We start from the raw sequence: 25,562 nt of genomic DNA on the forward strand, positions 1-25,562 counted from the left end.
AGCCGGACCGGGTGTTGCCATTTGCCGACACCCCCCCGCCCATGAGGGCGACAGAAGCAGTCGGGCTCCCCCTCCGCCGCCCTGCCCCGCAGGCAGCGCCGAGGGTATGCTTGTCGCTCCCATCACCGGAGCCCCTTCGATGCCCAGATTTCTGCTACTGCTGCTCGCCCTGCTTCTGCTCAGTGCCTGCAGCAGTACCCCCGTCTTCGTCCAGCAAGATCTGCAGCACCACCACTGGGTGCTCGACAAGCTGGATGGTCAGCCCATCGCCAGCGCCCGCGTCAACCCGCCCGATATCGAGATAGGTGAGCACTTCACCGTCAACGGCATCGCCGGTTGCAACCGCTACTTCGGCCAGGGCCACCTCGAGGGCAACAGATTCTGGGTCACCAGCCTCGGCAGCACGGCCATGGCCTGCCAGCCCCAGCTCGACAGCATAGAGCAGGCGGTCATCGTTACCCTGATGGAGGGAGCCAGCCTGAGTGGGACTCCCCAGACCCTGATCCTGCAGGGGAAACGGCACCGTTTGGAATACCAGCTGCGCGATTGGGTGTACTAGGGCTCACAAAACCACTCGCCGACAGGAACAACTGGCCAGCCTGTGGCACACTATGAGGCACTGTTCGCAATGGAGGCTGCCTCAGCCATGTCGATGGATCGCCTGTTTGGCAAGATCAAGCAACTGCCCACAATCCCGCAGCTACTGCACGAGCTGATGCTGAGTTTCAGCGACGAGAATGCCCGCATCGACGAGATCGCGGCCAAGATCGCCATGGACCAGGTCATCAGCGTCAAGGTGCTGCGGATGGCCAACTCGGCCGCCCTGCGCCGGGGCAACGAGGTCACCTCCATCGAGCAGGCGGTGATCCGGCTCGGCTTCAACCGGCTGCGCTCCGTGGTGGTCGCCTCCGGCATCATCAGCAGCTTCAAGGCCCCCCCCAGCTTCGACAAGAACCGCTTCTGGACCCAGACCTTCCAGGTCGCCACCATAGCCCGCACCCTGGCCCTGCAGACCAAGGTGGTGGATGCGGAGACCGCCTTCACCTGCGCGCTGATCCACAACATCGGCGAACTGCTCATCCAGAGCACCCTGCCGGAGGAGGCCGAGCTCATCAGCCTGGCCATCGAGAAGGGCAGCAGCCGGGTCGAGGCCCAGCGGGAGATGCTGGGCTACGACTATGCCCAGCTCGGCGCCGAGCTGGCGCGGCGCTGGAACCTGTCGGAATCCTTCGTCGACGCCATCTCCCAGCAACTGGACCCGCTCTCCTATCAGCCGGTCAGCAAGGAGGCGGTGCTAATCCGGCTCGCCGTCTTCGTCTCCTTCGCCTGGCATGCCGGGGTGCCGGCTCAGGCCATCATAGCCCGCTTCCCCACGCCGCTCGCCGACCAGCTCGGGCTGGATCCCAGCACCCTGACGGACCAGCTCGAACAGCTCCATGAACAGGGCAACGCCCTCGCCGACTTGCTGACCCAGTAGCTCCATGGCGGCCGACCAGAGCGGGTCCGATCCCCGCCTCACTCTGGTCGGTCAACACCCACAACTTCACGAACAGGGTAGTAATATGGCCCTCGCCGACCTTCTGACGCAGTAGACATCATGACTCCTCCCTTCCTGTTTCACCCCCAGGTGGCACCCTGGTTCAAAGAGCGTGCCGATGCCCTGTTGCTCACCCTGTTCAGCGAGCTGGACAGCCCGATCCGGGAGGTGTGGCTGCGCCACGAGCCGGACAACGAGGAGTACCTGCTGGCCATGACCCCGGTCTCGACCCGGGATCGGCTGCAGGTCTGGCAGGTCGAGCTGCCGCTGGCCAGGGGGCAGGACATCCACCTCTACTGCTTCAAGTGCCTCACCGATGAGCAGCAGTGGTGGCTGCACGGGGCCGGCGTCAGCGCCTCCATGCCGCCGCGCGAGCAGCATTTTCGCTTCAACAGCCTGCATCAGCCGCCGGCCTGGGTGCAGGATCAGGTGTTCTACCAGATCTTCCCCGACCGCTTCTGCAACGGCGATCCCTCCCTCAGCGTGCGTCATCACGAGTACGAATACCGGGGCAGGGCCGTCATCAGCAAGGCCTGGGGAGAGCCGGTCAGCCGGCACGAGGAAGGGCATGCCGCCTGTGAGTTCTACGGCGGCGATCTGGCGGGCATCGATGCCAAGCTGCACTACCTGCAGTCCCTCGGCATCACGGCGCTCTACCTCAACCCCATCTTCGACTCGCCGAGCAACCACAAGTACGACACCCAGGATTACTACGGCGTCGACCCGCACCTCGGCAGCAATGCCCAGTTCGCCGAGCTGACCCGCAACCTGCACCAGCGCGGCATGAGGATCATCCTGGATGCCGTGGTCAACCACACCTCGACCGAACACCCCTGGTTCTGCCCGCCGCTGGGGGCCAAGAGCAACCCGGATTCCCCCTGGCGCAGCTTCTACACCTTCGATCAGGAGGGGGATTACGTCAGCTGGAAGGGGATCCGCAGCCTGCCCAAACTCGACTTCGCCAGCGCCCAGGTACAGGACGCCGTCTATCGCGCCGACAACGCCATCCTGCGCTACTGGATGCGCGCCCCCTACCAGATCGACGGCTGGCGCTTCGACGTCATCCACATGCTGGGGGAGCGGGGCTCGGCCATGGGCAACAGCGGCCATGTGCGCGCCATTCGTGGCGCTGTGAAGCAGGAGAACCCGGATGCTTACGTGCTCGGCGAGCACTTCTTCGAGGCGAGCCAGTGGCTGCAGGGGGATCAGGAGGACGGCGCCATGAACTACTACGGCTTCGCCCACCCGGTGCGCGCCTTCCTGGCGGGGCAAGACATCGCCTACCACCCCATCAGGATCAGCGCCGAGGAGCTGGACAGCTGGCTCAAGCTGGCGCGGGCCCACATCCCGTTCAAGAACCAGCTGGCCCAGTTCAACCTGCTGGACAGCCACGACACCGCCCGCTTCCTCCACCTGCTGGGGGAAGACAAGCAGCGCATGCGGCTGGCCGCCACCCTGCTGCTCACCTACATAGGCGTGCCGTCCATCTACTACGGCGACGAGGTGGGCCTCTCCGGCGGCAACGATCCGGACTGCCGTCGCTGCTTCCCCTGGGAGACCACCGACTGGGATCATGTGCTGCACGATCACTATCGGCGCCTGATCCAGCTGCGCAAGCAGCGGCCCGCCCTGCGCCGGGGTGACATCCAGACCCTCTACGCCGGCCCCCACAGCTATGTGTTCGCCCGCACCCTGCAGAGCGATCAGGTGGTGGTGGCCTGCAACCGCCACCCCACCGAACCGCGTACCATCAGCCTGCCCCTGTGGCAGACCGCCAGCCCCGCCAGCCGCTTCACCGACGCCTTCAACGGCGACAAGTTCGAGGTGGTGCAGGGCCAGCTGCAACTCACCATCCCGGCCAACTCGGCCAGGGTGCTGCTCTCGAGCTGAGATAAAAAAACCGGAGCAGATGCTCCGGTTTTTATTGGCGCTCAGGCTCAGTAGTTGATGCTGACGTAGGGCACTTCCGGCACGTCCCAGGCCTGCTTGAGGTAGACGGTCAGCACGAAGAAGAAGTTCGCGAGCAGGTTGGCGAAGCGGTAGAGGATGGGATCGAAGCGCACGCCGCTCTCCTCCAGTCGCACCAGCAGCCGCACCACCTTCTTGCTGCCGCAACGGCACAGATGCAGGGTGGGGATGGGTTGCGGCCCCTGGGGCAGCACGAAGCCGGTGACCCGGCCACGACTCGCCTCGTTGTAGTGATCGTAACGCCCCTTCAACCAGTCCAGATCCGCCTCGAAGATCCCCAGCTTGCCGCGCACCGAGCCGTTGAGGTTGTAGATGAGCCGCTGCAGGGCCCCCAGATCGGCCAGCATGGCCTCGGTATCGGCCTTGGGTGCCAGCTGCGCCAGCACGGCCCCCACCTGACAGCAGAGCTCGTCGGTGGCGATCTCGTAGTCGCACTGGAACTGGGTCTCGAAGATGAAGGGGTAGCAGAGCTCGCGCTTGTCTCTCGGTTTCTTGGGGTTCATGGCATCTTCTGGCTGGAGAAAAGGGCAGTTTGCCAGCCCGGGCCCGGACTGGCAAACGACCCGTACCCAGGGTCGACAGGGGCGATGGCGCCAGGTTAGCGCGTCGCCATCTGCTGGCCGAGCAGCCTCATGGCCTCCAGCATCCGCTGATTGAAGCCGACGAAGCCCGCGCTCTGGGCCGGATCGGCCTGCCCCCGCGCCGCCAGCACCGCCGGCGTCAGCGCCTGCTGTGAGGAAGCCGGCAGCGCGGCATCGGCCCCTCGCTGCCACTGGCTCAGCAGGGGCAGATAGTCCGCCAGCGGCTTCAGGCTCTCCTGCAATGAGTGAGCCCCCTGATAGGCCTGGCTCAGCTTGCTGCTCTGCCTGAGCTTGAGGGAGTAGGAGGCCAGCTGGCTGTCATCCAGTTGCAGCGCGTTCAGCCTGTCCGCCAGCGTCTTGTCATCCCCGCCGAAGAACTGGCCGGCCAGATCGTCCAGCCCCTTGACCAGCTTGCCGATGGCCTCCATCTCGTCGCCGCTGAGCGCCCCTTGCAGCGAGAAGTCGAAGCTCTGGCTCGACTTCAGGCTGAAGCCCTCCTCACGGCGGGACTTGAACTGCCAGCTGTCGCTGAAGCGCAGCATCAGCTGGTCCCCGTCCCGGGTCTCTATCTCGAGGAAGGCCTGCTGCCGGCTGGCCATCTTGGCCGCCCCCAGATCCGTGGTCGAGACCTCGCCGAAGAACTCCTGCTCGAAGGACTCCAGCCCATCCTGGATCAGCTTGTAGCTCTTATCGATGCCGGTCTTGATCTCCTCGTTGTCGGTGGCCCAGTCGCCGAGCTGCTCCCTGGCGCCGCTGAAGCCCATGTCGACCCCCTTGCGCGCCTGCGCCATCATCTCGGCCAGCTCGTCATCGCTCTTGCCATCCGAGCGCGCTGCCCCCAACCGCCCGCTGACAAATTGCAGCACGTTGTCCGCCACCGACTGGAAGTCGAACAGGGTCTCCGGGGTGATCGCCTCCGGCGGGTTCAGTTTGAACTCCTGATTCTTGGGCGCCTGATAGCGCTGGCCATGCAGCTCAAGCGTGAACTGCAGCGCCTGCTGGATCAGCACCTGCGCCCACTTGGGCGGCCGGTTCAGGGTGACCGCCTCCCCCTCCTCCGCCTGCTTTGCCGCCGCCTGCTGAGGTGCCTTGGGGGAGGCACCCACTCCCTTGGGTTGGGCCGCGCCCACGCCATCTATCTGCATAATCCTTCCTCCCGCCATGGTGGTGGATCGGTTATCGGCCTGACTGCACACTTCTTGACCATAAAAACTTGGAGAATCTGCGCCCGCCTTTTACAATCTGGCCCCTTTGGATGGCCTCTGGCCTTCCCCCGGTTTCTGTCCGGCCCTGCCCGGTGCATGCGAGGTATCAATGACCCAATCCCAGCGGACTCCCGCCGACTACCAGGCCCAGCTCGACGAGAAGAGCGCCCGCCTCATCGAGCTGTTCGCCGCTTGCAATCCGCCCGCGCTGGAGGTGCATGCCTCGCCCGCCGAGCACTACCGGATGCGCGCCGAGTTCCGCATCTGGCACGAGGGAGATGACCTCTTCCACTGCATGTATGCCCCGGCCACCAAGGAGATCATCCGGGTCGACCTGTTCCCCACCGCCAGCCGCCTCATCAACCAGCTGATGCCGGTGCTGCTCGAGGGCCTGCGCCCGCACCCGGTGCTGCGCAAGAAGCTGTTCCAGATCGATTACCTCTCCACCCTCTCCGGCCAGCTCTGCGTCAGCCTGCTCTACCACCGCCGGCTCGAGGCCGAGTGGCAGCCCGTGGCCGAGGCGCTGCAGGCCGAGCTGCGCGCCAAGGGCTTCGATCTGCGACTGATCGGCCGCGCCCACAAGCAGAAGATCTGCCTGGGGGAGGAGTTCGTCATCGAGCGGCTGACGGTGCAGGGCCGCCAACTCATCTATCAGCAGGTGGAGAACAGCTTCACCCAGCCCAACGCCGAGATTAACCAGCAGATGCTGGGCTGGGCGCTGGACGTGACCAGGGGGAGCGAGGGTGACCTGCTGGAGCTCTACTGCGGCAACGGCAACTTCTCCATCGCCCTGGCCCAGAACTTCCGCAAGGTGCTGGCCACCGAGATCGCCAAGCCGAGCGTGGATTCCGCCCAGTTCAACATCGCCGCCAACGGGGTGGACAACGTCATCATACTGCGCATGTCGGCGGAGGAGTTCACCATGGCGATGCGCGGCGAGCGGGAGTTCAACCGCCTCAAGGGGGTCGATCTCGCGAGCTACCAGTGCAACACCATCTTCGTCGACCCGCCCCGTGCCGGGCTCGACGACGCCACGGTCAAGCTGGTGCAGGAGTACGACAACATCCTCTACATCTCCTGCAACCCCGAGACCCTGCAGGCCAACATGCAGGTCCTCGGCGAGACCCACGAGATCGCCCGCTTCGCGCTGTTCGACCAGTTCCCCTGGACCCATCATATGGAAGCCGGGGTCTACTTGAAGCGCAAGGCGAGTTAACACAGGCGGCAGCAACCAATATGACGACAGGGCCCAAGGGCCCTGTTTGATTATTTATCCCGGTGCAGAGAGCGGGGGGAGCCGTTATGCTGGCGGCACGCGCATCCGCGCCATTGCCGGGGTGTCACGCCACCATGCCACGCGTTCTCTTTGTTGAAGATGATCCCGAGATAGGCCAGCTCATCAGCAGCTGGCTGGGCCGCCACGATATCGAGGTCCTGCTGGAGACCCGAGGCGATCTGGCGCTGGCCAGAGTCCTGGCCGAGCAGCCGGATCTGGTGCTGCTCGACATCATGCTGCCGGGTCAGGACGGGCTCTCCCTGTGCCGGGATCTGCGGCCGCGCTTCCAGGGCCCCATCGTCATGCTCACCTCGCTCGACAGCGACATGAACCAGATCCTCAGCCTCGAGCTGGGGGCCAACGACTACATCCTCAAGACCACGCCACCGCCCGTGCTGCTGGCCCGGCTGCGGGTCCAGTTCCGCCAGCAGGGGGCGCCAGCCGCGGCCGTGCCCAGCGCACCGCCCCAGCGCCTGCAGTTCGGCCGCCTGCAGATCGACGGCCCGGGCCGGGACGTGCGGCTGGCTGGCACCAGCATCCCACTCTCCACCGCCGACTTCGATCTGCTGTGGGAGCTGGCCTGCCACGCCGGCCAGATCCTGGGGCGGGAGGCGCTGTTTCGCAGCCTGCGGGGGCGCGACTACGACGGCCAGGATCGCAGCATGGACGTCGCCATCTCCCGCCTGCGGCGCCGGCTGGGGGATGACCCCAACAACCCGACCCGGATCAAGACGGTACGCCAGAAGGGTTATCTGCTGGTCCCCCAGGCCTGGGACTGATCGGGCGCCTGGCGGCCCAGTGCCGACGGCCAGCCCCCACTTCTGCCCACAGGGAGAGCGCCCATGCGTCGCCTGTTTATCCAGTTCTACCTGCTGCTGATCGGCTGCTTCGGCCTCGCCATCCTGCTGATCGGCCTGGTCTATCAGGTCAGCGCCGAGCGGGCCGGTGACCGCTATCTTGAACGCATGATGCAAGGCTCCCTCGGCCTGCTCACCGGCGAGCTGGCACGGCTGCCGGCCGAGCATTGGCACGCCCGCATGGCGGAGCAGAGCCGTCAGCTCAACCTGCCGCTGCAGATAGGCCCCCTCGCCAACCAGCCGCTGGCCAGCGACGATCAGGCCTTCCTCGAGGCGGGCAACATCGTCATCGTCGAGGAGGACGACACCTTCCTGCAGCGCATTCCCAAGACCGATCAGGTGCTGATCGTCGGCCCCGTGCCCTATCTCTCCTACCTGCACGAGCTGCACTGGGTCGACGTGGGCCTGCTGCTGCTCATCGGCCTCTCCCTCGGCCTGCCCATCCTGCTCTGGCTGCGGCCCCACTGGCGCGGCCTGCAGCAGCTGGAGCAGACCGCGCGCCGGGTCGGCGACGGCGATCTCTCCAGCCGCACCGGCCTGCCCGCCGGCAGCAGCCTGGCCAGGGTCGGCCGCACCTTCGATCAGATGGCCGAGCAGTTGCAGGCCATGCTGGCCAGTCGCAAGCAGCTGACCGACGCCATCGCCCACGAGCTGCGCACCCCCCTGGTCAGGCTGCGCTACCGGCTCGCCATGCTGGAGCCGCCACCGAACGAGGTGGATCGGCAGGGGCTGGAGCGCGACCTCGGGGCGCTGGACTCCCTCATCGAGGAGATGCTCACCTACGCCCGCCTCGATCGCCCGTCCCTGCCGCTGCAGTGCAGCGAGCTGGAGCTGGGTGGCTGGGCCCGGGAACGGCTGGGGGACTGGCAGGCCCTGCGGCCGGACAAGCGACTCGACTTCGCTATCCCCCCGGGGCCACTGCCCTGGCGGGGGGATGCCAGGCTGCTGGAGCGGGCGCTGGAGAACCTCATCGGCAATGCCCTGCGCCACGCGGCCGGCCGGGTGAGCCTGAGCATGGCGCGGCAACAGGATGACTATCTGCTGATGGTGAGCGACGACGGCCCCGGCATAGAGCCCGCGCTCGCGCCCCAGATCTTCGAGCCCTTCGTGCGACTGGATCAGAGCCGGGACAGGCGCACCGGCGGGGCCGGGCTCGGGCTCGCCATAGTGCGCAGCATAGCCCGCCACCACGGCGGCGAGGTGCAGCTGTTGCCTGCGGCGAGCGGCGCCTGCTTCTGCCTGCGGCTGCCGGTACATTTGGATACAAACCGTCACCAGCCACTCACTGAAGCGGATCGGGAACAGCCCTAGGATGAAGCCATGGAGAAAAGCTCCATACCATCAACCCGAACGAGGAACTGGAATATGAACAAGCTGATCCCCCTGAGCCTGGCCGCTGTCTTCGCCCTGACCTCCGGCTTCACCATGGCCGCCACCGCCACCCCGGCGACCCCGGCCACCCCGGCCACCCATGCGACTCAGACCAAGGTCGTGAAAAAACACCACCACAAGGCAGCCCACACCGCCGTCGCGCCTACCGCCAAGGCCAAACCCACGGCTGCAACCCCCAAGGCCTGATAACAACAGTTCGGCTTTGCCTTAACGAGAAGGGGCCCCAATACGGGGCCCCTTCTGTTGTTACCGCTGGCGAGCCTGGGGCTCGATCCGCGATTCAGTCCAGCATGTAGTCCGCCGGCAACGCGACGCGGGCCACCCCCGACTCGACCGCGGCCAGCGCCACGGCGCGGGCCACCCGCGGCAACAGGCGGGCATCCATCGGCTTGGGAATAACGTAATCCTTGCCGAAGCTCAGCTCACTCACCCCGGCAGCAGTCAGCACCTCGGCCGGCACCGGCTCCTTGACCAGGCCGCGAATGGCCTCCACCGCGGCGATCTTCATGGCGTCGTTGATGCGGCTGGCGCGGGCGTCCAGCGCGCCGCGGAAGATGAAGGGGAAGCAGAGCACGTTGTTGATCTGGTTGGGATAATCGGAGCGGCCCGTGCCCATGATGAGGTCATCGCGCACCGAGTGCGCCAGCGACGGCTTGATCTCGGGATCCGGGTTGGAGCAGGCGAAGATCACCGGGCGCGGCGCCATCAGGGCCACCGCCTCGGCCGGCAGCACGTCCGGGCCCGAGACGCCGACGAACACATCGGCCCCCTCGATCGCCTCCATCAGGGTGCGCAGTGGGGTGTCGTTGGCGAAACGTTGCTTGTACTGGTTCAGATCGGTGCGACCACTGTGGATCACCCCCTGCCGATCCAGCATGAAGATGTGCTCGGGGCGGGCGCCGCACTTGATCAGCAGATCCATGCAGGCGGTGGCGGCCGCGCCGGCGCCCATGCAGACGATGCGGCTCTGCTCGATGCGCTTGCCCTGCACTTCCAGCGCGTTGAGCAGGCCGGCGGCGGTGACGATGGCGGTGCCGTGTTGATCATCGTGGAACACCGGGATGTCGCAACGAGCGATCAGCGCCTGCTCGATCTCGAAGCACTCCGGCGCCTTGATGTCTTCCAGGTTGATGCCACCGAAGGTGTCGGCGATGGCCGCCACAGTGTCGATGAACTGCGCGCTGGTCTCGTGCTTGACCTCTATGTCGATGGCGTCGATGCCGGCGAAGCGCTTGAACAGCAGGGCCTTGCCCTCCATCACCGGCTTGGAGGCCAGCGGGCCCAGATTGCCCAGCCCCAGGATGGCGGTGCCGTTGGAGATGACGGCCACCAGATTGCCCTTGCCGGTGTAGCGGTAGGCATCTTCCGGGTTGGCGGCGATCTCGCGCACCGGCTCGGCGACGCCCGGGCTGTAGGCCAGCGCCAGATCATGGGCGGTTTCGGCAGGCTTGGTGAGGGCGATGGCAATCTTGCCGGGAACGGGCTGGGCGTGATAATCGAGCGCTTGCTGACGCAGATCGGACATGGGGGACCCCGATACGGAAATGAATGTAGTGGTGCATGGCTCGCCGACGGCGAGGGCTGGGGATCATAAAGAAAACCAGCGGGCTTTCACAGTAGAAAATATTGCCACGAGCCACTGACATGCCAGTTATTAGCATGTCACACCAACTACAAATACCTATTTAGTTATAGATATGGTTTCAGTCCATCACGGGTATGCCGGCCCGCGCCTCCGCCTGACGGGCGATGGCCTCCGTCATCCCCTGGAAGATGAACAGGTGGAACGGCAGCATGGCGAGCCAGTAGGCCAGCCCCCAGGCGCCCTGCGGATGCCAGTGGGCGGTCACCTTGAGCCGGGTCAGGCCGGACTCCTCCGGCAAGATGTTGAACTCCAGCCGCCCCACCCCGGGGGCCTTCATGTTGAACAGCAGATCCAGCCTGCGTCCCTCGTCCACCCCGAGGATCTGCCAGGAGTCCAGCATGTCCCCCTTCACGAAGCGATCCGGGTTGGTGCGGCCGCGGGTGCGGGCCGGGCCACCGATCAGGTGATCCATCCATTCGCGCACCACCCACAGCTCGTTCATGTAGAAGTAGCGCTGCTCGCCCCCCAGCTGCTGCAGCACCTGCCACACCACCTCAGGGCCGGCGAGGCAGACTGCCTCCCCGCTGGCGGTGCGATCATAGAAACCGTATTCGGGATGGCGCCAGCGCAGGCCCAGCGGCGTCTCCTCCCCCTGCTGCTCGGCCCCGAGTCGCTGCTCCAGCGCCAGGGTCTCGGTCAGCGCCTCGTCGAAGCTGAGCAGAGTCTGGGGCAGCAGGCTCTGCAGCTGGCCCCCCTCGGCCGGGATGTCGTGCTTGAGGCCACCCACCAGCGCCTTGGCCACCGGCTGGGGCACCGAGGTGGCAAATTGCAGCCACCAGGCGGAGAGCCTTGGGCTCAGGAAGGGGATGGGGATGACCGGGAAGCGCTTGCCTATATGGGCGGCGAACTTCTGCAACTGCTGCTGATAGCTGAGCAGTTCGGGGCCCACGGCGTTCAGCACCAAGCCATCCACCCCCTCGGCCTCCACCAGCCCGCCCAGGTAGTGCAGCAGGTTGGACAAGGCGATGGGCGGCGTGCGGGAGCGCACCCACTTGGGGGTGACCATCATCGGCAGGTTGAACACCAGATCCCGCATCACCTCGAAGGCGGCGGAGCCGGGCCCTATGATGATGCCGGCCCGCAGCTCCACCGTCGGCACCCCCGCCTCGCGAAACAGCTCGCCACAATGGCGGCGGGAGTTGAGGTGGCGGCTGTTGCAGCGCTCCGGCTGGATGGCGCCCAGATAGATGATGCGGCGCACCCCGGCGGCGCGGGCGGCGGCGGCGAAGTTCTTCACCCCCTGCTGCTCCAGCCGGTGGAAACCCGCGCCGGCACCCATGGCGTGCACCAGATAGAAGACGGTGTCGACCCCGGCCAAGGCGGGCAGCAGGGTGATGGGCTTGAGGCTGTCGGCGAGGCGAAACTCAACCCCCTCCGGCAGCCGGCAGGGGCGGCGGGCCCCGGCGATGACCCGGTAGCCCAGCGTTTGCAGGTGGGGCACCAGATAAGATCCGATATAACCGGCCGCCCCCATCACCAGACATGTGCGCATCTGTTCTTCTCCCATGATTGAGCCAACACCATAGGGCAAACCGCTTCAATACAGAACGCCAACCAATAAAAAAGGCGCCCGATGGGCGCCTTTTTCAGAATTCTTCAGAAGTAAGATTACTTCTTGGCAGTCAGACCACCGAAACGCTTGTTGAACTTGTCTACGCGGCCGCCGCTAGAAACTTCTTTCTGCTTGCCGGTATAGAACGGGTGGCACGCGGAACACACGTCCAGGCTCAGATCTTTACCCAGGGTAGAGAAAGTGTTGATGACGTTACCGCAAGAGCACTTGGCGGTGATGGCGACGTACTCAGGATGGATATTAGCTTTCATGGACAACCTCGATTATCAGGCCGTGTCGCCATCCGATCTCTTGTCGGACACCACACGATTGTTGAACACAGTTTCAAAGGCTGCGAATAATATAGGAAATGCCTGAGTTCAGGCAAGTGGCTTCGCAGAAAAAATAGGCAACCCCTGGTGGATTCATCGCAAACGCTTGATCTGGTTCGTGTCGCTGTGCCGGTACCCTTACGCCGTCATTTCGACTATCTCTCCCCCTTGCCCCTGCCTGCGCCCGGTTGTCGGGTCGAGATCCCCTTCGGCCCCCAGACCCTGGTCGGCCTGGTGGTGGCCCATCCTGGCGAGAGTCAGGTGCCCCGCGCCAAGCTCAAACCCATCAAACGGGTGCTGGACAGCGCCCCTGTGCTGGGCCCGGACATACTGGCGTTGATGGAGTGGAGTGCCAACTACTACCAGCATCCGCTGGGCGAGGTGCTGCCCCACGCCCTGCCGGTGCTGGTGCGCAAGGGCGAGCCCGCCGCCTACCGGGAGCTGGAGTTCTGGTTTGCCACCGACGCCGGGATGGCGATCGATCTCAACGAGCTCAAGCGTGCCGCCAAGCAGCAGCAGGCCCTGGCCCTGCTGCGCAAGGGGCCGCAGACCCCCTCTGCGCTCAAGCAGGAGGAGATCCAGAGTGCGGCGCTCACCGCGCTGGAGAAGAAGGGGCTGCTGGAGAGACGCAGCCTGGAGCCGAGCCATGAGGGGGACTGGGCGAGCCGCTTCGAGGCGGGCGAGGGGCTGCGCCTCAACGGCGAGCAGGCGCTGGCGGTCTCCGCCATCACCAGTCAGAGCGACCAGTTCGGCGCCTTCCTGCTGGACGGCATCACCGGCTCCGGCAAGACCGAGGTGTACTTAAGCATCCTCGAACCCCTGCTCAGGGCGGGCAAGCAGGCGCTGGTGATGGTGCCGGAGATCGGCCTCACCCCCCAGACCATCAACCGCTTCCGGCGCCGCTTCCAGGTGCCCGTGGTGGCGATGAACTCCGCCATGAACGACAGGGAGCGGCTCGATGCCTGGCTCGCCTGCCGCGATGGCGGCGCCGCCATCCTGATCGGCACCCGCTCTGCGGTGTTCACCCCCTTCAAGGATCTCGGCATCATCATCATCGACGAGGAGCACGACGGCTCCTTCAAGCAGCAGGACGGTTTCCGCTATCACGCCCGGGATCTCGCGGTGATGCGCGCCCATCGCGCCGGCATCCCCATATTGCTCGGCTCGGCCACCCCCTCGCTGGAGACGCTGCACAACGCCCGCAGCGGCAAGTATCACCACCTCAGCCTGACCCGGCGCGCCGGCAACGCCCAGACCGCCCGTCAGGTGATCCTCGACATCAAGAGCGTGCGGCTGCAGGCCGGGCTCTCCCCCCAGCTGGAACAGCTGATGGCGGAGCACCTGGCGGCCGGCAACCAGGTGATGCTGTTTCTCAACCGCCGCGGCTATGCCCCGTCGCTTATCTGCCACCAGTGCGGCTGGAGTGCCGCCTGCGAGCGCTGCGACGCCTGGTACACCTGGCATCAGGCCGGGCGCCGGCTGCACTGCCACCACTGCGACAGCATACGCCCGCTGCCCCACCACTGCCCGGAGTGCGGCAGCAACGAGCTGATCGGTTCCGGAGTCGGCACAGAACAGCTTGAGCAGCTGCTCACCACCGTTTTCCCCCAGTACCCTGTGGTCCGTATCGACCGGGACAACACCCGCCGTAAAGGCGAGCTGGAGACCCATCTCGGCGACATCAAGGCGGGCAAGTACAAGATCCTGATCGGCACCCAGATGCTGGCCAAGGGCCACCACTTCCCGGATGTGACTCTGGTCGGCCTGCTGGACGTGGATGGCGCCCTGTTCAGCGCCGATTTTCGCGCCGCCGAGAAGCTGGCCCAGCTCTACACCCAGGTGGCGGGCCGCGCCGGGCGCGCCAGCAAGCCAGGGTTGGTGGTGCTGCAGAGCCACCACCCGGAGCACGCCCTGCTGCAGGATCTGACCCAGAACGGCTACGGTCACTTCGCCGACACGGCACTCAAGGAGCGCCGCCTGCTGGGGCTGCCGCCGTTCAGCTATCAGGGGCTGTTCCGGGCCGAGGCCAACGGCCGCGACGAGGTGCAGCTGTTCCTCGGCCGGCTCGCCGAGACCCTGCGCAGCGCCCAGTATCCCCATGTGCAGGTGCTGGGGCCCATCAGCGGCTTCATGGAGCGCAAGGCGGGCAAGTTCAGGATGCAGCTGCTGGTGCAGGGGCCGAACCGGGCCCCCTTGGCGCAGCTGCTGGATTGGGCGGTCAAGGAGCTGGACGGCTGGCCCGAGACCAAGAAGGTGCGCTGGAGCCTGGATATAGACCCCACCGAGTTGAACTAAGTTGAACCCGGTGCGGGCATACAACAAGGGGGCCTGCGCCCCCTTGTTGTCTCTGCATCAGCCCCTTATTGCGCGGGCTGTGAGACCCCCTCCAGCCGCACCTCGACCCGGCGATCCGGCGCCAGACAGGCGATCAGCGCCTGCCTCGACTGCTCGCCACAACTGCCCCCGGTCACCGGGGCCGACTCACCGCGCCCCTCGGCCCGCACCTTGTCGGCAAACAGTCCCTTGGCGACCAGGTAGTCGGCCACGCTGCGGGCACGTTGCTCAGACAGGGACTGGTTGTAGGCGTCGGACCCCAGCCTGTCGGTATGACCGATCACGGTCGCGACCCCGTCTTTCGGGTTGGCGGCCACTATCTGGGCGAACAGACTATCCAGCGCCTGGCTCGCCTCGGGTCTCAGGGTCGCCTTGTTGAACTCGAACAGCACATCCGAGTTCAGGCTGAACTGCTTCTCGACCAGCACGGGCGCCACGACAGCGGCGGGGGGTGGGGTCGGGGCCACGGGTTCATCGCCGACCTGGTTGAAGTGATAGACCATGCCGACCGCCAGCAGGCCGTTGTCCAGCTCTATGCCGGACTCATCGAGCGAGGTCTTGCCGAGCGGGGTGGTGTACTGGTATTCGAGGCGGGCGGACCAATCCTTGTCGATGGCATATTCCAGACCGAGTGCGCCGACGAAGGCGGCGCCGTGATACTTGCCGCCACCCGACTCGGTGAGGTTGCTGGTGCCATCGTTGGCCCAGGCGCTGATGGAGCTATCGGTCCAGGCGTAGGCCCCCCCCAGCCGGCCATAGATGTCCAGGGTCTCGGTCGCCGGGAAGCCGATCTTCATGGTGGCCTGGATCATCTGCGCCTTGGCCTCCCCATCCAGTCCCGCCTCGACCCCATTGCTGCTGAAGCGCTGATCGACCTGATACTTGCCGAGCCAGTCATACCCCAGCTCGACGGCCACGTTCCTGTTGACCTGATAGCCCACGAAGGCACCAAGGCCGAGGTCACTGTGATCCTGACCGGGATCGAAGGTATCGAGCACCTCCTTGACCTGATCGTCGTAATCCACCCCGTAGAAATTGGACCAACCGGCCTTGCCACCGGCATACCAGGTGTTGTCTTGCGGCGCGGCCTGCAGCGCCCCCGTAGCCATCAGACCGCCGATCAGGACGGCGAGCGTAGATTTGTTCATGGATGAGCCCCTGCAATGAATTGTTATGACGCGCTGGCGTCTCTCTTCCCTGACGAGGCCCAGAACCCAAGCCTCACACTGAGATTATCCCATCTGTTGCAAGCCTCAAATGACAAAACTCTCGGGAGTGTGAGCTCGCTTACATTCTGAGACCAAGGCGGCCTTCTTCCTGATATTCAAGGAAATAGACCCCATTCGCCCAGTACCCTGTCGTCCTTTGATCATGGCTGCATTGCATATGCCAGACCATAATCAAATCCGTTTGACCCCCATCAATCGTTCGGATAACATCCAAATAATAATGATGTTATCCGCATAGGAATGTCTCGATGTATTTATGACAAAGGGCATTTGATGGGATACGCCTGCCAAAGACAAATACCAATAAATGTCTAGTGATTGGTTCCGTGCCTCGTACGCGCCCAAGACCGCAGAATAAATATGACTCACTCAGCGGTGAAACTGTATTACACCATGAATCGATAACAGGCACCTGGACACATGAACTATCTGGAACGATTAGCTCCTATTTTATTTTTATTGATGTGGAGTAGTGGTGCCATCTTCGTCAAGATGGGATTGGAGAACGCATCTGTGTGGTCCTTCCTGACCCTTAGGGCTACAGGTGCATTTCTACTGATGGGGATGATCTATCTCTGTTTTAAAATAAAGAGTAAAACAAAATTAACACCAAGCATACTTGCCAGAGTGGTGGTAACAGGCCTCCTGTTGCAGGTCTTCTACCAAGCCTTTTATTTCTTGTCCATTCGTTATGAACTCTCGCCGGGTCTGGTCTCCATCGTCCTCGGTTTGCAACCCATTCTGACCATATTGCTCGGTGGAGATAAGGCATCACCCTATAAACTACTGATTCTTATGATCGGCTTCTCAGGCCTGGGACTTGCGATCTTTGGAGCCAAAGATGTCAGTCATGTCACTCCCTTGGGTGTTATCTTTGCGCTCCTCTCGGTAATGGCAATCAGCATAGGTTCTCTCTGCCAGAAGACGATCCCCATAACGCCACTGGAGTCAGGCATGATCCAGAATGGTTGTGCCTCCATCGTCTTCGTAGCCACTTCCTTCGTTATCGGATGGCATGTGAACTGGACCCCAAACTTCGTCTTCTCCTTATCATGGATGATAGTGGTCGTTTCCACCGGGGCCGTATTACTGTTGTTCTATATGATCCAGAGAAACTCGGCAAGCAAGGTCAGCGTCCTCTTCTATCTGGTGCCAATATTAACCATGCTCTTTGATTTCATTGCTTTCGATACTGAAATTACAACAACAACTATTATGGGGGCACTAATAGTCATCGCCTCTATCAAGCTATTCAATCTACCAACTCGGCGCACATCTGAAAAAGTGCTCTCGTGAAAATATAAAAGAGGGAAGTTGATACTTCCCTCTTTTTAATCACTTCATGCGTTCATCGCCACTCGCCAGGAACAGCCGGTAGGCGGGATCGTCGCTCACCTCCTTCCAGCCGTAGCCAATCTCGCGCAGGTAGTCGTGGAAGGCGGCCACGTCCTCGTCCGGCAGCTCGAAGGCACAGAGCACCCGACCGTAGTCTGCACCGTGGTTGCGGTAGTGGAACAGGCTGATGTTCCAGCGACAGCCCAGGGTCTCCAGGAAGCGCATCAGGGCGCCCGGCTGCTCCGGGAATTTGAAGCTGTAGAGACGCTCACCGAGGGGCCGGGCAGGGCGGCCGCCAATCATGTAACGCACGTGGTTCTTGGCCAGCTCGCTCTCTGTCATGTTGACCACGGGGTAACCGTTGCCACCAAGTTGATCGATGATCTGGCCGAGCTCCTCGTCGCCGCCGGTGAGGCGCACCGACACGAACAGCGAGGCCTGCACGGCATCCGCGTAGCGGTAGTTGAACTCGGTCACCATGCGTGGCCCGAGCTGACGGCAGAAGTCGAGGAAGGCCCCCTTGCGCTCGGGGATGGTCACCGCCAGCATGCCCTCGCGCTTCTCGCCGATCTCGCAGCGCTCCGACACGTAACGCAGGCTGTGGAAGTTGACGTTGGCGCCGGACAGTATGGCCGCCATCCGGCCGCCCTTGACCTGCTCCCGCTCGCTGTAGGCCTTGAGCCCCGCCAGCGACAGTGCACCCGACGGCTCGGCGATGGCGCGGCAGTCGTCGAAGATGTCCTTCAAGGCGGCGCAGATCTGGTCGTTGGAGACGGTCACCACCTCGTCCAGATACTGGTTGCAGAGGCGGAAGGTCTCCTCACCGATGCGCCTGACCGCCACCCCGTCCGCAAACAGCGAGACCCGCTCCAGGTTGACCGGCTCACCGGCCGCCAGCGCGGCCTTGAGGCAGGCGGAGCCCTCCGCTTCCACCCCTATCACCTTCACGTCCGGCAGCAGTTGCTTGATGTAGACCGCCACCCCGGCGGCCAGGCCGCCGCCGCCCACCGGCACGAACACGTGGGTGAGGTGGGTATCCTGCTCCAGCAGCTCCTTGCCGATGGTGCCCTGGCCCGCGATCACCTCGACGTCGTCGAACGGCGGTATCAGGGTATAGCCCTCCAGCTCGGCGAGGCGGCGACTCTCGCCGTAGGCCTCGTCGAAGCTGTTGCCAAACAGCAGCACGTTGCCACCCAGGCGGCGCACCGCATCGATCTTGATGTCCGGCGTGGTCTTGGGCATCACTATGATGGCCTTGATGCCGAGCTTGGCCGCCGACAGCGCCACCCCCTGGGCGTGGTTTCCAGCCGAGGCCGCCACCACGCCATTCGCCTTCTGCTCGGCGCTTAAGGTCGCGATCTTGTGATAGGCGCCGCGCAGCTTGAAGGAGTGCACCGGTTGCAAGTCCTCCCGCTTCAGGCTGACGTGGTTACCTAATCGCTCGGACAATTTTTTAAGGGTCTGCAGAGGGGTCACCCGAGCCGCCTCGTAGACGGGGGAGAGCAACACCTTGCGTAGATAATCTGCCGCTGAAACCATGTCCTATTCCTCCAGCTTGCTGAGGTCGCGCACCGCGCCTTTATCTGCGCTGGTGGCGAGCATGGCGTAGGCACGCAGGGCGTAGGAGACCTGACGCTGACGGTTCAGCGGTTTCCAGCCACGGGCCTCGACGGCGGCGCGGCGCGTGGCCAGCACGCTGTCAGCGACTTCCAGCACCATGCTGCGGGCCGGGATGTTGATGTTGATGATGTCGCCATCCTCCACCAGGCCTATGGTGCCGCCGGAGGCCGCCTCGGGGGAGACGTGACCGATGGAGAGGCCCGAGGTGCCGCCGGAGAAACGACCGTCGGTGATCAGCGCGCACGCCTTGCCGAGCCCCATGGATTTGAGATAGGTGGTGGGGTAGAGCATCTCCTGCATGCCGGGGCCGCCCTTGGGCCCTTCGTAGCGGATCACCACCACCTCACCGGCCTGCACTGTGCCATCCAGGATGCCGGCCACCGCGGTGTCCTGGCTCTCGAACACCCGGGCCGGGCCGCGGAAGCAGAGGTTCTCTTCATCCACCCCGGCGGTCTTGACGATGGCGCCGTTCAGGGCAAGGTTGCCGGAGAGCACGGCCAGGCCGCCTTCCAGGCTGTAGGCGTTGTCCAGCGAGCGGATGCAGCCCTCGGCACGGTCCAGATCCAGCTCGGGCCAGCGGCAGCTCTGGCTGAACGCCTTGGTGGTGCGGATGCCGGCCGGGCCGGCGCGATAGAAGTCGTGCACCGCCTTGTCATCGCAGCGGCTGACGTCGTACTGCTCCAGCAGCTCGTGCAAGCTGGTGCCGAGCACGTTGCGGGTATCCCCGTGCACCAGCCCGGCCTTCTCCAGCTGGCCCAGGATGGCGACCACGCCACCGGCGCGGTGCACGTCTTCCATGTGGTACTTCTGGGTGGAAGGGGCCACCTTGCACAGCTGGGGCACCCGGCGGGACATGCGATCGATGTCGGTCATGGTGAAGTCCACCCCGGCCTCCTGGGCCGCCGCCAGCAGGTGCAGCACCGTATTGGTGGAGCCGCCCATGGCGATGTCCAGCGCCATGGCGTTCTCGAACGCCGCCTTGGTGGCGATGTTGCGCGGCAGGGCGCTCTCGTCATCCTGCAGGTAGTAGCGGTTGGCCAAGGCGACGATGCGCTGGCCGGCCAGCTTGAACAGCTGCTCCCGATCGGAGTGAGTCGCCAGCATGGAGCCGTTGCCCGGCTGGGATAGACCCAGCGCCTCGGTCAGACAGTTCATGGAGTTGGCGGTGAACATGCCGGAGCAGGAGCCGCAGGTGGGACAGGCGCTGCGCTCTATCTGATCGCTCTGGGCGTCGGACACCTTGGGATCGGCACCCTGGATCATGGCGTCCACCAGATCCAGCTTGATGATCTGATCCGACAGCTTGGTCTTGCCCGCCTCCATGGGGCCGCCGGAGACGAAGATCACCGGGATGTTGATGCGCAAGGCGGCCATCAGCATCCCCGGGGTGATCTTGTCGCAGTTGGAGATGCAGACCATGGCGTCGGCGCAGTGGGCGTTGACCATGTACTCCACGGAGTCGGCGATCAATTCGCGGGAGGGCAGCGAATAGAGCATGCCGCCGTGGCCCATGGCGATGCCGTCATCCACGGCTATGGTGTTGAACTCCTTGGCGACGCCACCGGCCGCCTCGATCTCCCGGGCCACCAGCTGGCCGAGATCCTTGAGGTGCACGTGACCGGGCACGAACTGGGTGAAGGAGTTGACCACGGCGATGATGGGCTTGCCGAAATCCTGATCGGTCATGCCGGTGGCGCGCCAGAGGGCACGGGCCCCGGCCATGTTACGTCCGTGGGTGGTGGTGGCGGATCTCAACTTCGGCATTGTCTCTACTCCCTGAATACATGAGCCCGGTTGGGCAAATTAGTGATGCAAAACTGTCACTGCAAATCGGTTGTGGCAAAGGATCTGCCCTTGCCATAGCCGACTCTGGTCTGAGAGCGGGCGACGGATCGCCCGCTCAGCCTTCGATCAGTCGTTGACCGGGGTCAGCCAGTTCCACTTGTCCTCGGTCTGGCCGTTGAACAGGCCGAAGAAGGCATTCTGCAGCCGCTCGGTCACGGGGCCACGGCTCCCGGCCCCGACTTTCATCCGATCCACGGATCGCACCGGCGTGACTTCGGCGGCGGTGCCGGTCATGAAGATCTCGTCCGCCACGTACAGCGCTTCGCGCGGCAGCGCCTGCTCGCGCACCTCATAGCCCAGATCTTTAGCCAGCGTCATTATGGTGTCGCGGGTGATGCCGGGCAGGATGGCGGCGGTGGCGGGCGGGGTAAACAGCACGCCGTTCTTCACCAGGAACAGGTTCTCCCCCGCCCCCTCGCTCAGATAGCCGTTCACGTCCAGCGCCAGCCCCTCGGCGAAGCCGTTGCGCTTGGCCTCCCTGCTGATCAGCTGGGATGAGAGATAGTTGCCGCCGGCCTTGGCACCGGTGGGGATGGTGTTGGGCGCGAGCCGGCTCCAGGAGGTGACGCACACATCCACCCCGTTTTTGAGCCCCTCTTCGCCGAGGTAGGCGCCCCAGGGCAGGGCGGCGACCATGAGATCCGCCTTGGCATCCAGCGGAGGATGCAGCCCCAGCCCCACGTTGCCGACAAAGGCCAGTGGGCGCAGGTAGCCGCTTTTGAGGCCGTTCTCGCGCACCACTGTGCGGCAGGCGTCATTCACCTCGGCCTCGCTGTAGGGCACGTCCATCCAGTAGATCTTGGCGGAGTCGAACAGGCGGCGGGTGTGCTCCTGCAGACGGAAGATGCAGGTCCCCTTGGGGGTATCGTAGGCACGCACCCCCTCGAACACCGAGGAGCCGTAGTGCAGGGCGTGGCTCATGACGTGGACCTGGGCATCTTGCCAGGGCACCAGTTTGCCGTTGAACCAGATGTACTGGGGGTGGGAAGGCTGTGACATTGGCTTTGCTCCTTAAGCGCTGATCCGGGGCTGCTGTTCCAGTGCATCGACCCGGGAGACGTCCACCAGCTTGACCAGCTGGCTCCACAACTGCTGGATGGGACGCACCGACTCGACAGTAACCGTGATCCGCAGCTGTTGGCAATCCTGCTCCATATTGAGGGCGCAGAGCGCGAAGCCGCGGTGGCGCACCACCCGCAGCACCCGCTCCATCACTTCGGGTCTCGGCTGGGCGTGAATATGCAATGTGTGCTGGTTCATGGGCGTTGCTCCATCATCTTGTGGTTGGCGACTCCTGGTGGCACCAGGGGCCAGACGTTTTCTTCCTCTGAAATCGCGACATGCAGCAGGTAGGCGCTCTCGCTCGCCAGCAGACGGCCCAGTGCCGGCGCTATCTCCGCCTTGCAGCTGATGGTCTCGCCGGGGATGCCGAAGGCGGCGGCCAGGGCGATGAAGTCCGGGTTGTCCGAGAGTATGGTCTCGCTGTAGCGGCCGTCGAAGAACAGCTCCTGCCACTGGCGCACCATGCCGAGACGCTGGTTGTCGATCAGCACCATTTTCACCTTGAGCTGGGCGCGGCGTATGGTGCCGAGCTCCTGCACGTTCATCATGAAGGAGCCGTCACCGCTCACCAGCACCACCTCATCATCCGGCCGCGACATCTTGGCGCCGATGGCGGCGGGCAGGCCGAAGCCCATGGTGCCGAGGCCGGCGCTGGAGAGGTGGTTGCGCGGACTGGTGAAGCGCATGTGCTGGGCCACCCACATCTGGTGCTGGCCCACGTCGCAGGCCACCACGCTGCTCTCGGGCAGACGCTCGGAGAGCTGCTTGAGCAGGGCCGGGGCATAGATGGGCTGGCCGGGGTGGTCGTAGCGAAACGCATATTCCCGTGCCATGGCGGCGCAGTGCTCGCGCCAGGGTGCGATGTCGAGGGCCATGGCCAGCGCCGGCAGCACCAGCCTCAGATCCGTGGTGATGCCCACCTCGGCGGCGCGGCGCTTGCCGAACTCGGCGGCGTCCACGTCCAGATGGACCACCCTGGCGTGGGGGGCGAACTCGTCCAGCTTGCCGGTCACCCGATCATCGAAACGGGCGCCCACCACCAGCAGCAGATCACACTGCTGCACCGCGTAGTTGGCGGCCTTGGTGCCGTGCATGCCGAGCATGCCGAGATAGACGGGGCTATCGGGATCCAGCGCCCCTATCCCCTTGAGGGTGGTGACCGCCGGCATGCCGCTGGTGGCGGCAAACTCGCGCAGCTCGGCCTCGGCATTGGCCATGCCGACCCCACCCCCGACGTAGAGCACGGGGCGCTCGGCGGCCGCCAGCAGGGCGCGGGCGGCGCCGATCTCGGCCGGGTTGAGGGCCTCCGGCTCCGCCACCGCAAACAGCGGGCTCAGGGTGGGCACGGCGGCCAGCTGGATATCCTTGGGGAAATCGATGAGCACAGGGCCGGGGCGGCCTTCGGTGGCGATGGCGAAGGCTTCGGCCAGCACCCGCCCCAGATCGGCGGGGTCGGTCACCATGAAGGAGTGCTTGGTGCAGGAGAGGGACATGCCGAGTACATCCACCTCCTGGAAGGCATCGGTGCCCACGGCGGCGCAAGCCACCTGGCCGCTGATGGCCACCAGCGGCACCGAGTCGAGCAGCGCCTCCGCCAGCCCGGTCACCAGGTTGGTGGCACCCGGGCCCGAGGTGGCGATGCAGACCCCCACCCGGCCGGAGGCGCGGGCATAGCCCACCGCCGCCATGGCGGCGCCCTGCTCGTGGCGGCAGAGCTGATGGGCCAGACCACCGTCATACAGGGCATCGTAGACCGGCATGATGGCCCCGCCCGGGTAACCAAACACCTGGGTCACACCCTGTTTCTTGAGAGCCTGTACCAAAAACTGCGCGCCGTTCATGTGGAAATCCTGTCCTTTGGTCGAAAAAAAACCCCCGAGCCGTGAGGCTCGGGGGTCGCTTGTTTCGTTCTGTCCGGTGGTGGGTCTATCCCTTGTTCCGTGCAGCTAAACGAGCCCCGAGCGGTGAGATAATAATCACCACTAGGACCACAATAATGCTGACGAAACGGGAGGCCATGTTCATAGTTACAACCGGAAATCCTGTGAAATCGGGGCGGTTTGCACCGCGAATGGCTATTAGAACTAGCACGGTGATTTTTATTGGGCAAGCGTTTTTTAGCTGACAAGACTCTGATTTCAAGTGCGCCGACGGCCTCTGACTGGCACAAAAAACTAATAAAAAACGGTTAACCAGCACATACATCAAACCAAGGACGGGATTTATGTCATTAGCTGTGGTTTATAGCCGTGCCAGCCTGGGGATCGCGGCGCCGCAAGTCACGGTAGAAGTCCATTTATCCAACGGGCTGCCCGCCTTCAACATGGTGGGATTACCGGAAACCTCGGTGAAGGAGTCGCGGGATAGGGTGCGCAGCGCCCTGCTCAACGGCAACTTCGAGTTCCCGAGCAAACACATCACGGTCAACCTGGCCCCCGCCGATCTGCCCAAGGAGGGGGGTCGTTTCGATCTGGCCATCGCCATCGGCATTCTCGCCGCTTCCAAGCAGATACCGGCAAAATACCTGCTCGATCATGAATTTTTGGGGGAACTGGCCCTGACCGGCGAGATCCGCCCCGTACTCGGGGTCTTGCCCGCCGTGCTCGCCTGCCGCGATGCGGGCCGTACCCTGCTGGTGCCGCGGGAGAACGGCCCCGAGGCCTCCCTCATCCAGGATGCGGAGGTGCGCACCGCCCACCAGCTGCTGGCCGTCACCGCCTGGCTGGCGGGCCAGTACGAGCTGCCCCTGCCGGAGCCCCAGAGCACGGAGGCGCTGCCCGACGTGCCGGATCTGCAGGATGTGATCGGCCAGTCCCAGGCCAAGCGGGCGCTGGAGATCGCCGCCGCCGGCAGCCACAACCTGCTGTTCATAGGCCCCCCCGGCACCGGCAAGAGCATGCTGGCGAGCCGCTTGCCCGGCATACTGCCGCCGCTCAGTGAGCAGGAGGCGCAGCAGACCGCCGCCATCCACTCCATCGGTGGGCTGACTCCTCGGGTCGGCCACTGGCACCACAGGCCCTATCGCACGCCCCATCACAGCGCCTCGGCGGTGGCCCTGGTGGGGGGAGGCAGCCACCCGAGACCCGGTGAGATCTCGCTGGCCCACAACGGAGTGCTGTTTCTCGACGAGCTGCCGGAGTTCGAGCGCAAGGTGCTCGACTCCCTGCGCGAGCCGCTGGAGACCGGCCACATCACCATCAGCCGGGCCGCGCGCCAGGTGGACTTTCCCGCCCGCTTCCAGCTGATTGGCGCCATGAATCCCAGCCCCTGCGGCCACTATGGGGACGGCCAGACCCGCTCCAGCCCGGATCAGATACTGCGCTATCTCGGCAAGCTCTCCGGCCCCTTCCTGGATCGCTTCGATCTGACGGTGGAGGTACCGCTGCTGCCCAAGGGCAGCCTCACCGGCAAGGCGGAGCGCGGTGAGCCGAGCCGCCAGATCCGGGAGCGGGTGCTGGCGGCGCGGGAGCGGATGCTGAGCCGCAATGGCAAGCTCAACAACCTGCTGGATAGCCGCGAGATCGAAGATATTTGCCGACTATCGGCGCAAGATGCCGAGTTTCTGGAGAGCGCCATCCAGAAGCTGGGGCTCAGCATCCGGGCCTGGCACCGCATACTGCGGGTGTCGCGCACCATAGCGGATCTGGCGGGCCGGCCCGCCATCGAGAAGGAGCACCTGATCGAGGCGCTCGGCTACAGGGCCATGGATCGGCTGCTCTCCCGCCTGCGCAGCGGCTGAATGACTGGGATTATGGGAAAGTGAGTCCTATGTGGTCCGTGGCTGCCAGACAT

Annotated in this window: 21 protein-coding genes; 10 read left to right on the forward strand and 11 right to left on the reverse strand. The window is 64.5% G+C overall.

The annotated features are described in order from the left end of the window. Positions 1 to 139 precede the first annotated feature (139 nt). From AACW18_RS20550 to malZ, 3 genes are all read left to right on the forward strand, one after another. Positions 140 to 559, forward strand: a complete 420-nt coding sequence (locus AACW18_RS20550; protein ID WP_218292062.1) for an META domain-containing protein — start codon at positions 140 to 142, stop codon at positions 557 to 559. A 69-nt stretch (positions 560 to 628) separates the two neighbouring features. Further along, positions 629 to 1,477: an HDOD domain-containing protein gene (locus AACW18_RS20555; protein ID WP_218389700.1), complete on the forward strand. Its 849-nt coding sequence runs from the start codon at positions 629 to 631 to the stop codon at positions 1,475 to 1,477. Positions 1,478 to 1,597: 120 nt separating this feature from the next. Continuing rightward, complete coding sequence (gene malZ, locus AACW18_RS20560) at positions 1,598 to 3,427, forward strand: maltodextrin glucosidase (protein ID WP_218389701.1); 1,830 nt, start codon at positions 1,598 to 1,600, stop codon at positions 3,425 to 3,427. A gap of 47 nt (positions 3,428 to 3,474) precedes the next feature. Here the strand turns inward: malZ and AACW18_RS20565 are convergent, their stop codons facing one another. Both AACW18_RS20565 and AACW18_RS20570 read right to left on the reverse strand, forming a co-directional pair. Further along, positions 3,475 to 4,008, reverse strand: a complete 534-nt coding sequence (locus AACW18_RS20565) for an ATP--cob(I)alamin adenosyltransferase (RefSeq protein ID WP_042654422.1) — start codon at positions 4,006 to 4,008, stop codon at positions 3,475 to 3,477. Between the two features lie 95 nt (positions 4,009 to 4,103). Next, positions 4,104 to 5,231 (reverse strand): DUF5610 domain-containing protein, encoded by a 1,128-nt coding sequence (locus AACW18_RS20570; protein ID WP_218292066.1) that lies wholly within the window; start codon positions 5,229 to 5,231, stop codon positions 4,104 to 4,106. 169 nt (positions 5,232 to 5,400) lie between these two features. Between AACW18_RS20570 and trmA the strand changes: the two genes are divergently transcribed. From trmA to AACW18_RS20590, 4 genes are all read left to right on the forward strand, one after another. Next, the gene (gene trmA / locus AACW18_RS20575) at positions 5,401 to 6,507 is read left to right on the forward strand and encodes a tRNA (uridine(54)-C5)-methyltransferase TrmA (RefSeq protein WP_218292067.1); all 1,107 of its coding nucleotides are present in this window, start codon (positions 5,401 to 5,403) and stop codon (positions 6,505 to 6,507) included. A 134-nt stretch (positions 6,508 to 6,641) separates the two neighbouring features. After that, entirely contained in the window at positions 6,642 to 7,346 is a 705-nt protein-coding gene (gene rstA, locus AACW18_RS20580) for a two-component system response regulator RstA (RefSeq protein WP_042654478.1), read from the forward strand. A 63-nt stretch (positions 7,347 to 7,409) separates the two neighbouring features. Then, positions 7,410 to 8,735: a two-component system sensor histidine kinase RstB gene (gene rstB / locus AACW18_RS20585; RefSeq protein ID WP_218389702.1), complete on the forward strand. Its 1,326-nt coding sequence runs from the start codon at positions 7,410 to 7,412 to the stop codon at positions 8,733 to 8,735. A 54-nt stretch (positions 8,736 to 8,789) separates the two neighbouring features. Beyond that, entirely contained in the window at positions 8,790 to 9,002 is a 213-nt protein-coding gene (locus AACW18_RS20590) for a hypothetical protein (protein ID WP_218389703.1), read from the forward strand. 94 nt (positions 9,003 to 9,096) lie between these two features. Here AACW18_RS20590 and AACW18_RS20595 read toward each other — a convergent pair whose 3' ends face one another. The 3 genes from AACW18_RS20595 to rpmE form a co-directional block, all read right to left on the reverse strand. Beyond that, the gene (locus AACW18_RS20595; protein WP_218292071.1) at positions 9,097 to 10,341 is read right to left on the reverse strand and encodes a malic enzyme-like NAD(P)-binding protein; all 1,245 of its coding nucleotides are present in this window, start codon (positions 10,339 to 10,341) and stop codon (positions 9,097 to 9,099) included. Positions 10,342 to 10,519: 178 nt separating this feature from the next. Continuing rightward, on the reverse strand, positions 10,520 to 11,953 hold the full coding sequence (locus tag AACW18_RS20600; RefSeq protein WP_042654479.1) for a DUF2867 domain-containing protein: 1,434 nt from the start codon (positions 11,951 to 11,953) through the stop codon (positions 10,520 to 10,522). Between the two features lie 116 nt (positions 11,954 to 12,069). Beyond that, positions 12,070 to 12,285 carry a 50S ribosomal protein L31 gene (gene rpmE / locus AACW18_RS20605; protein WP_042654428.1) on the reverse strand — a complete coding sequence of 72 codons (216 nt, stop codon included), beginning with the start codon at positions 12,283 to 12,285 and terminating at the stop codon, positions 12,070 to 12,072. Between the two features lie 147 nt (positions 12,286 to 12,432). Here rpmE and priA point away from each other — a divergent pair, with 147 nt between their 5' ends. Further along, positions 12,433 to 14,640: a primosomal protein N' gene (gene priA / locus AACW18_RS20610; RefSeq protein ID WP_218389704.1), complete on the forward strand. Its 2,208-nt coding sequence runs from the start codon at positions 12,433 to 12,435 to the stop codon at positions 14,638 to 14,640. Positions 14,641 to 14,705: 65 nt separating this feature from the next. Here priA and ompA read toward each other — a convergent pair whose 3' ends face one another. Further along, complete coding sequence (gene ompA, locus AACW18_RS20615; protein ID WP_218389705.1) at positions 14,706 to 15,827, reverse strand: porin OmpA; 1,122 nt, start codon at positions 15,825 to 15,827, stop codon at positions 14,706 to 14,708. Positions 15,828 to 16,328: 501 nt separating this feature from the next. Here ompA and AACW18_RS20620 point away from each other — a divergent pair. Then, positions 16,329 to 17,204, forward strand: a complete 876-nt coding sequence (locus AACW18_RS20620; protein ID WP_218389706.1) for a DMT family transporter — start codon at positions 16,329 to 16,331, stop codon at positions 17,202 to 17,204. A 39-nt stretch (positions 17,205 to 17,243) separates the two neighbouring features. Here the strand turns inward: AACW18_RS20620 and ilvA are convergent, their stop codons facing one another. From ilvA to ilvG, 5 genes are all read right to left on the reverse strand, one after another. Further along, positions 17,244 to 18,782: a threonine ammonia-lyase, biosynthetic gene (gene ilvA, locus AACW18_RS20625; RefSeq protein WP_218389707.1), complete on the reverse strand. Its 1,539-nt coding sequence runs from the start codon at positions 18,780 to 18,782 to the stop codon at positions 17,244 to 17,246. A 3-nt stretch (positions 18,783 to 18,785) separates the two neighbouring features. Further along, a complete protein-coding gene (gene ilvD, locus AACW18_RS20630; protein ID WP_218292076.1) occupies positions 18,786 to 20,627 on the reverse strand; it encodes a dihydroxy-acid dehydratase in 1,842 nt (613 codons plus the stop codon). Between the two features lie 147 nt (positions 20,628 to 20,774). Then, positions 20,775 to 21,707 (reverse strand): branched-chain amino acid transaminase, encoded by a 933-nt coding sequence (locus AACW18_RS20635; RefSeq protein ID WP_218389708.1) that lies wholly within the window; start codon positions 21,705 to 21,707, stop codon positions 20,775 to 20,777. 12 nt (positions 21,708 to 21,719) lie between these two features. Continuing rightward, positions 21,720 to 21,968, reverse strand: a complete 249-nt coding sequence (gene ilvM / locus AACW18_RS20640) for an acetolactate synthase 2 small subunit (protein ID WP_033129032.1) — start codon at positions 21,966 to 21,968, stop codon at positions 21,720 to 21,722. Further along, positions 21,965 to 23,611, reverse strand: a complete 1,647-nt coding sequence (gene ilvG, locus AACW18_RS20645; protein ID WP_042654434.1) for an acetolactate synthase 2 catalytic subunit — start codon at positions 23,609 to 23,611, stop codon at positions 21,965 to 21,967. The genes ilvM and ilvG overlap by 4 nt, the downstream gene beginning before the upstream one ends. A gap of 383 nt (positions 23,612 to 23,994) precedes the next feature. On the opposite strand from ilvG, the gene AACW18_RS20650 reads away from it, so the two are divergent. Further along, positions 23,995 to 25,509: a YifB family Mg chelatase-like AAA ATPase gene (locus AACW18_RS20650; protein WP_218389709.1), complete on the forward strand. Its 1,515-nt coding sequence runs from the start codon at positions 23,995 to 23,997 to the stop codon at positions 25,507 to 25,509. The last annotated feature ends 53 nt before the right edge of the window (positions 25,510 to 25,562 follow it).

This window comes from Aeromonas sp. sia0103 (assembly GCF_963895295.1).
Classification (GTDB): domain Bacteria; phylum Pseudomonadota; class Gammaproteobacteria; order Enterobacterales; family Aeromonadaceae; genus Aeromonas; species Aeromonas encheleia.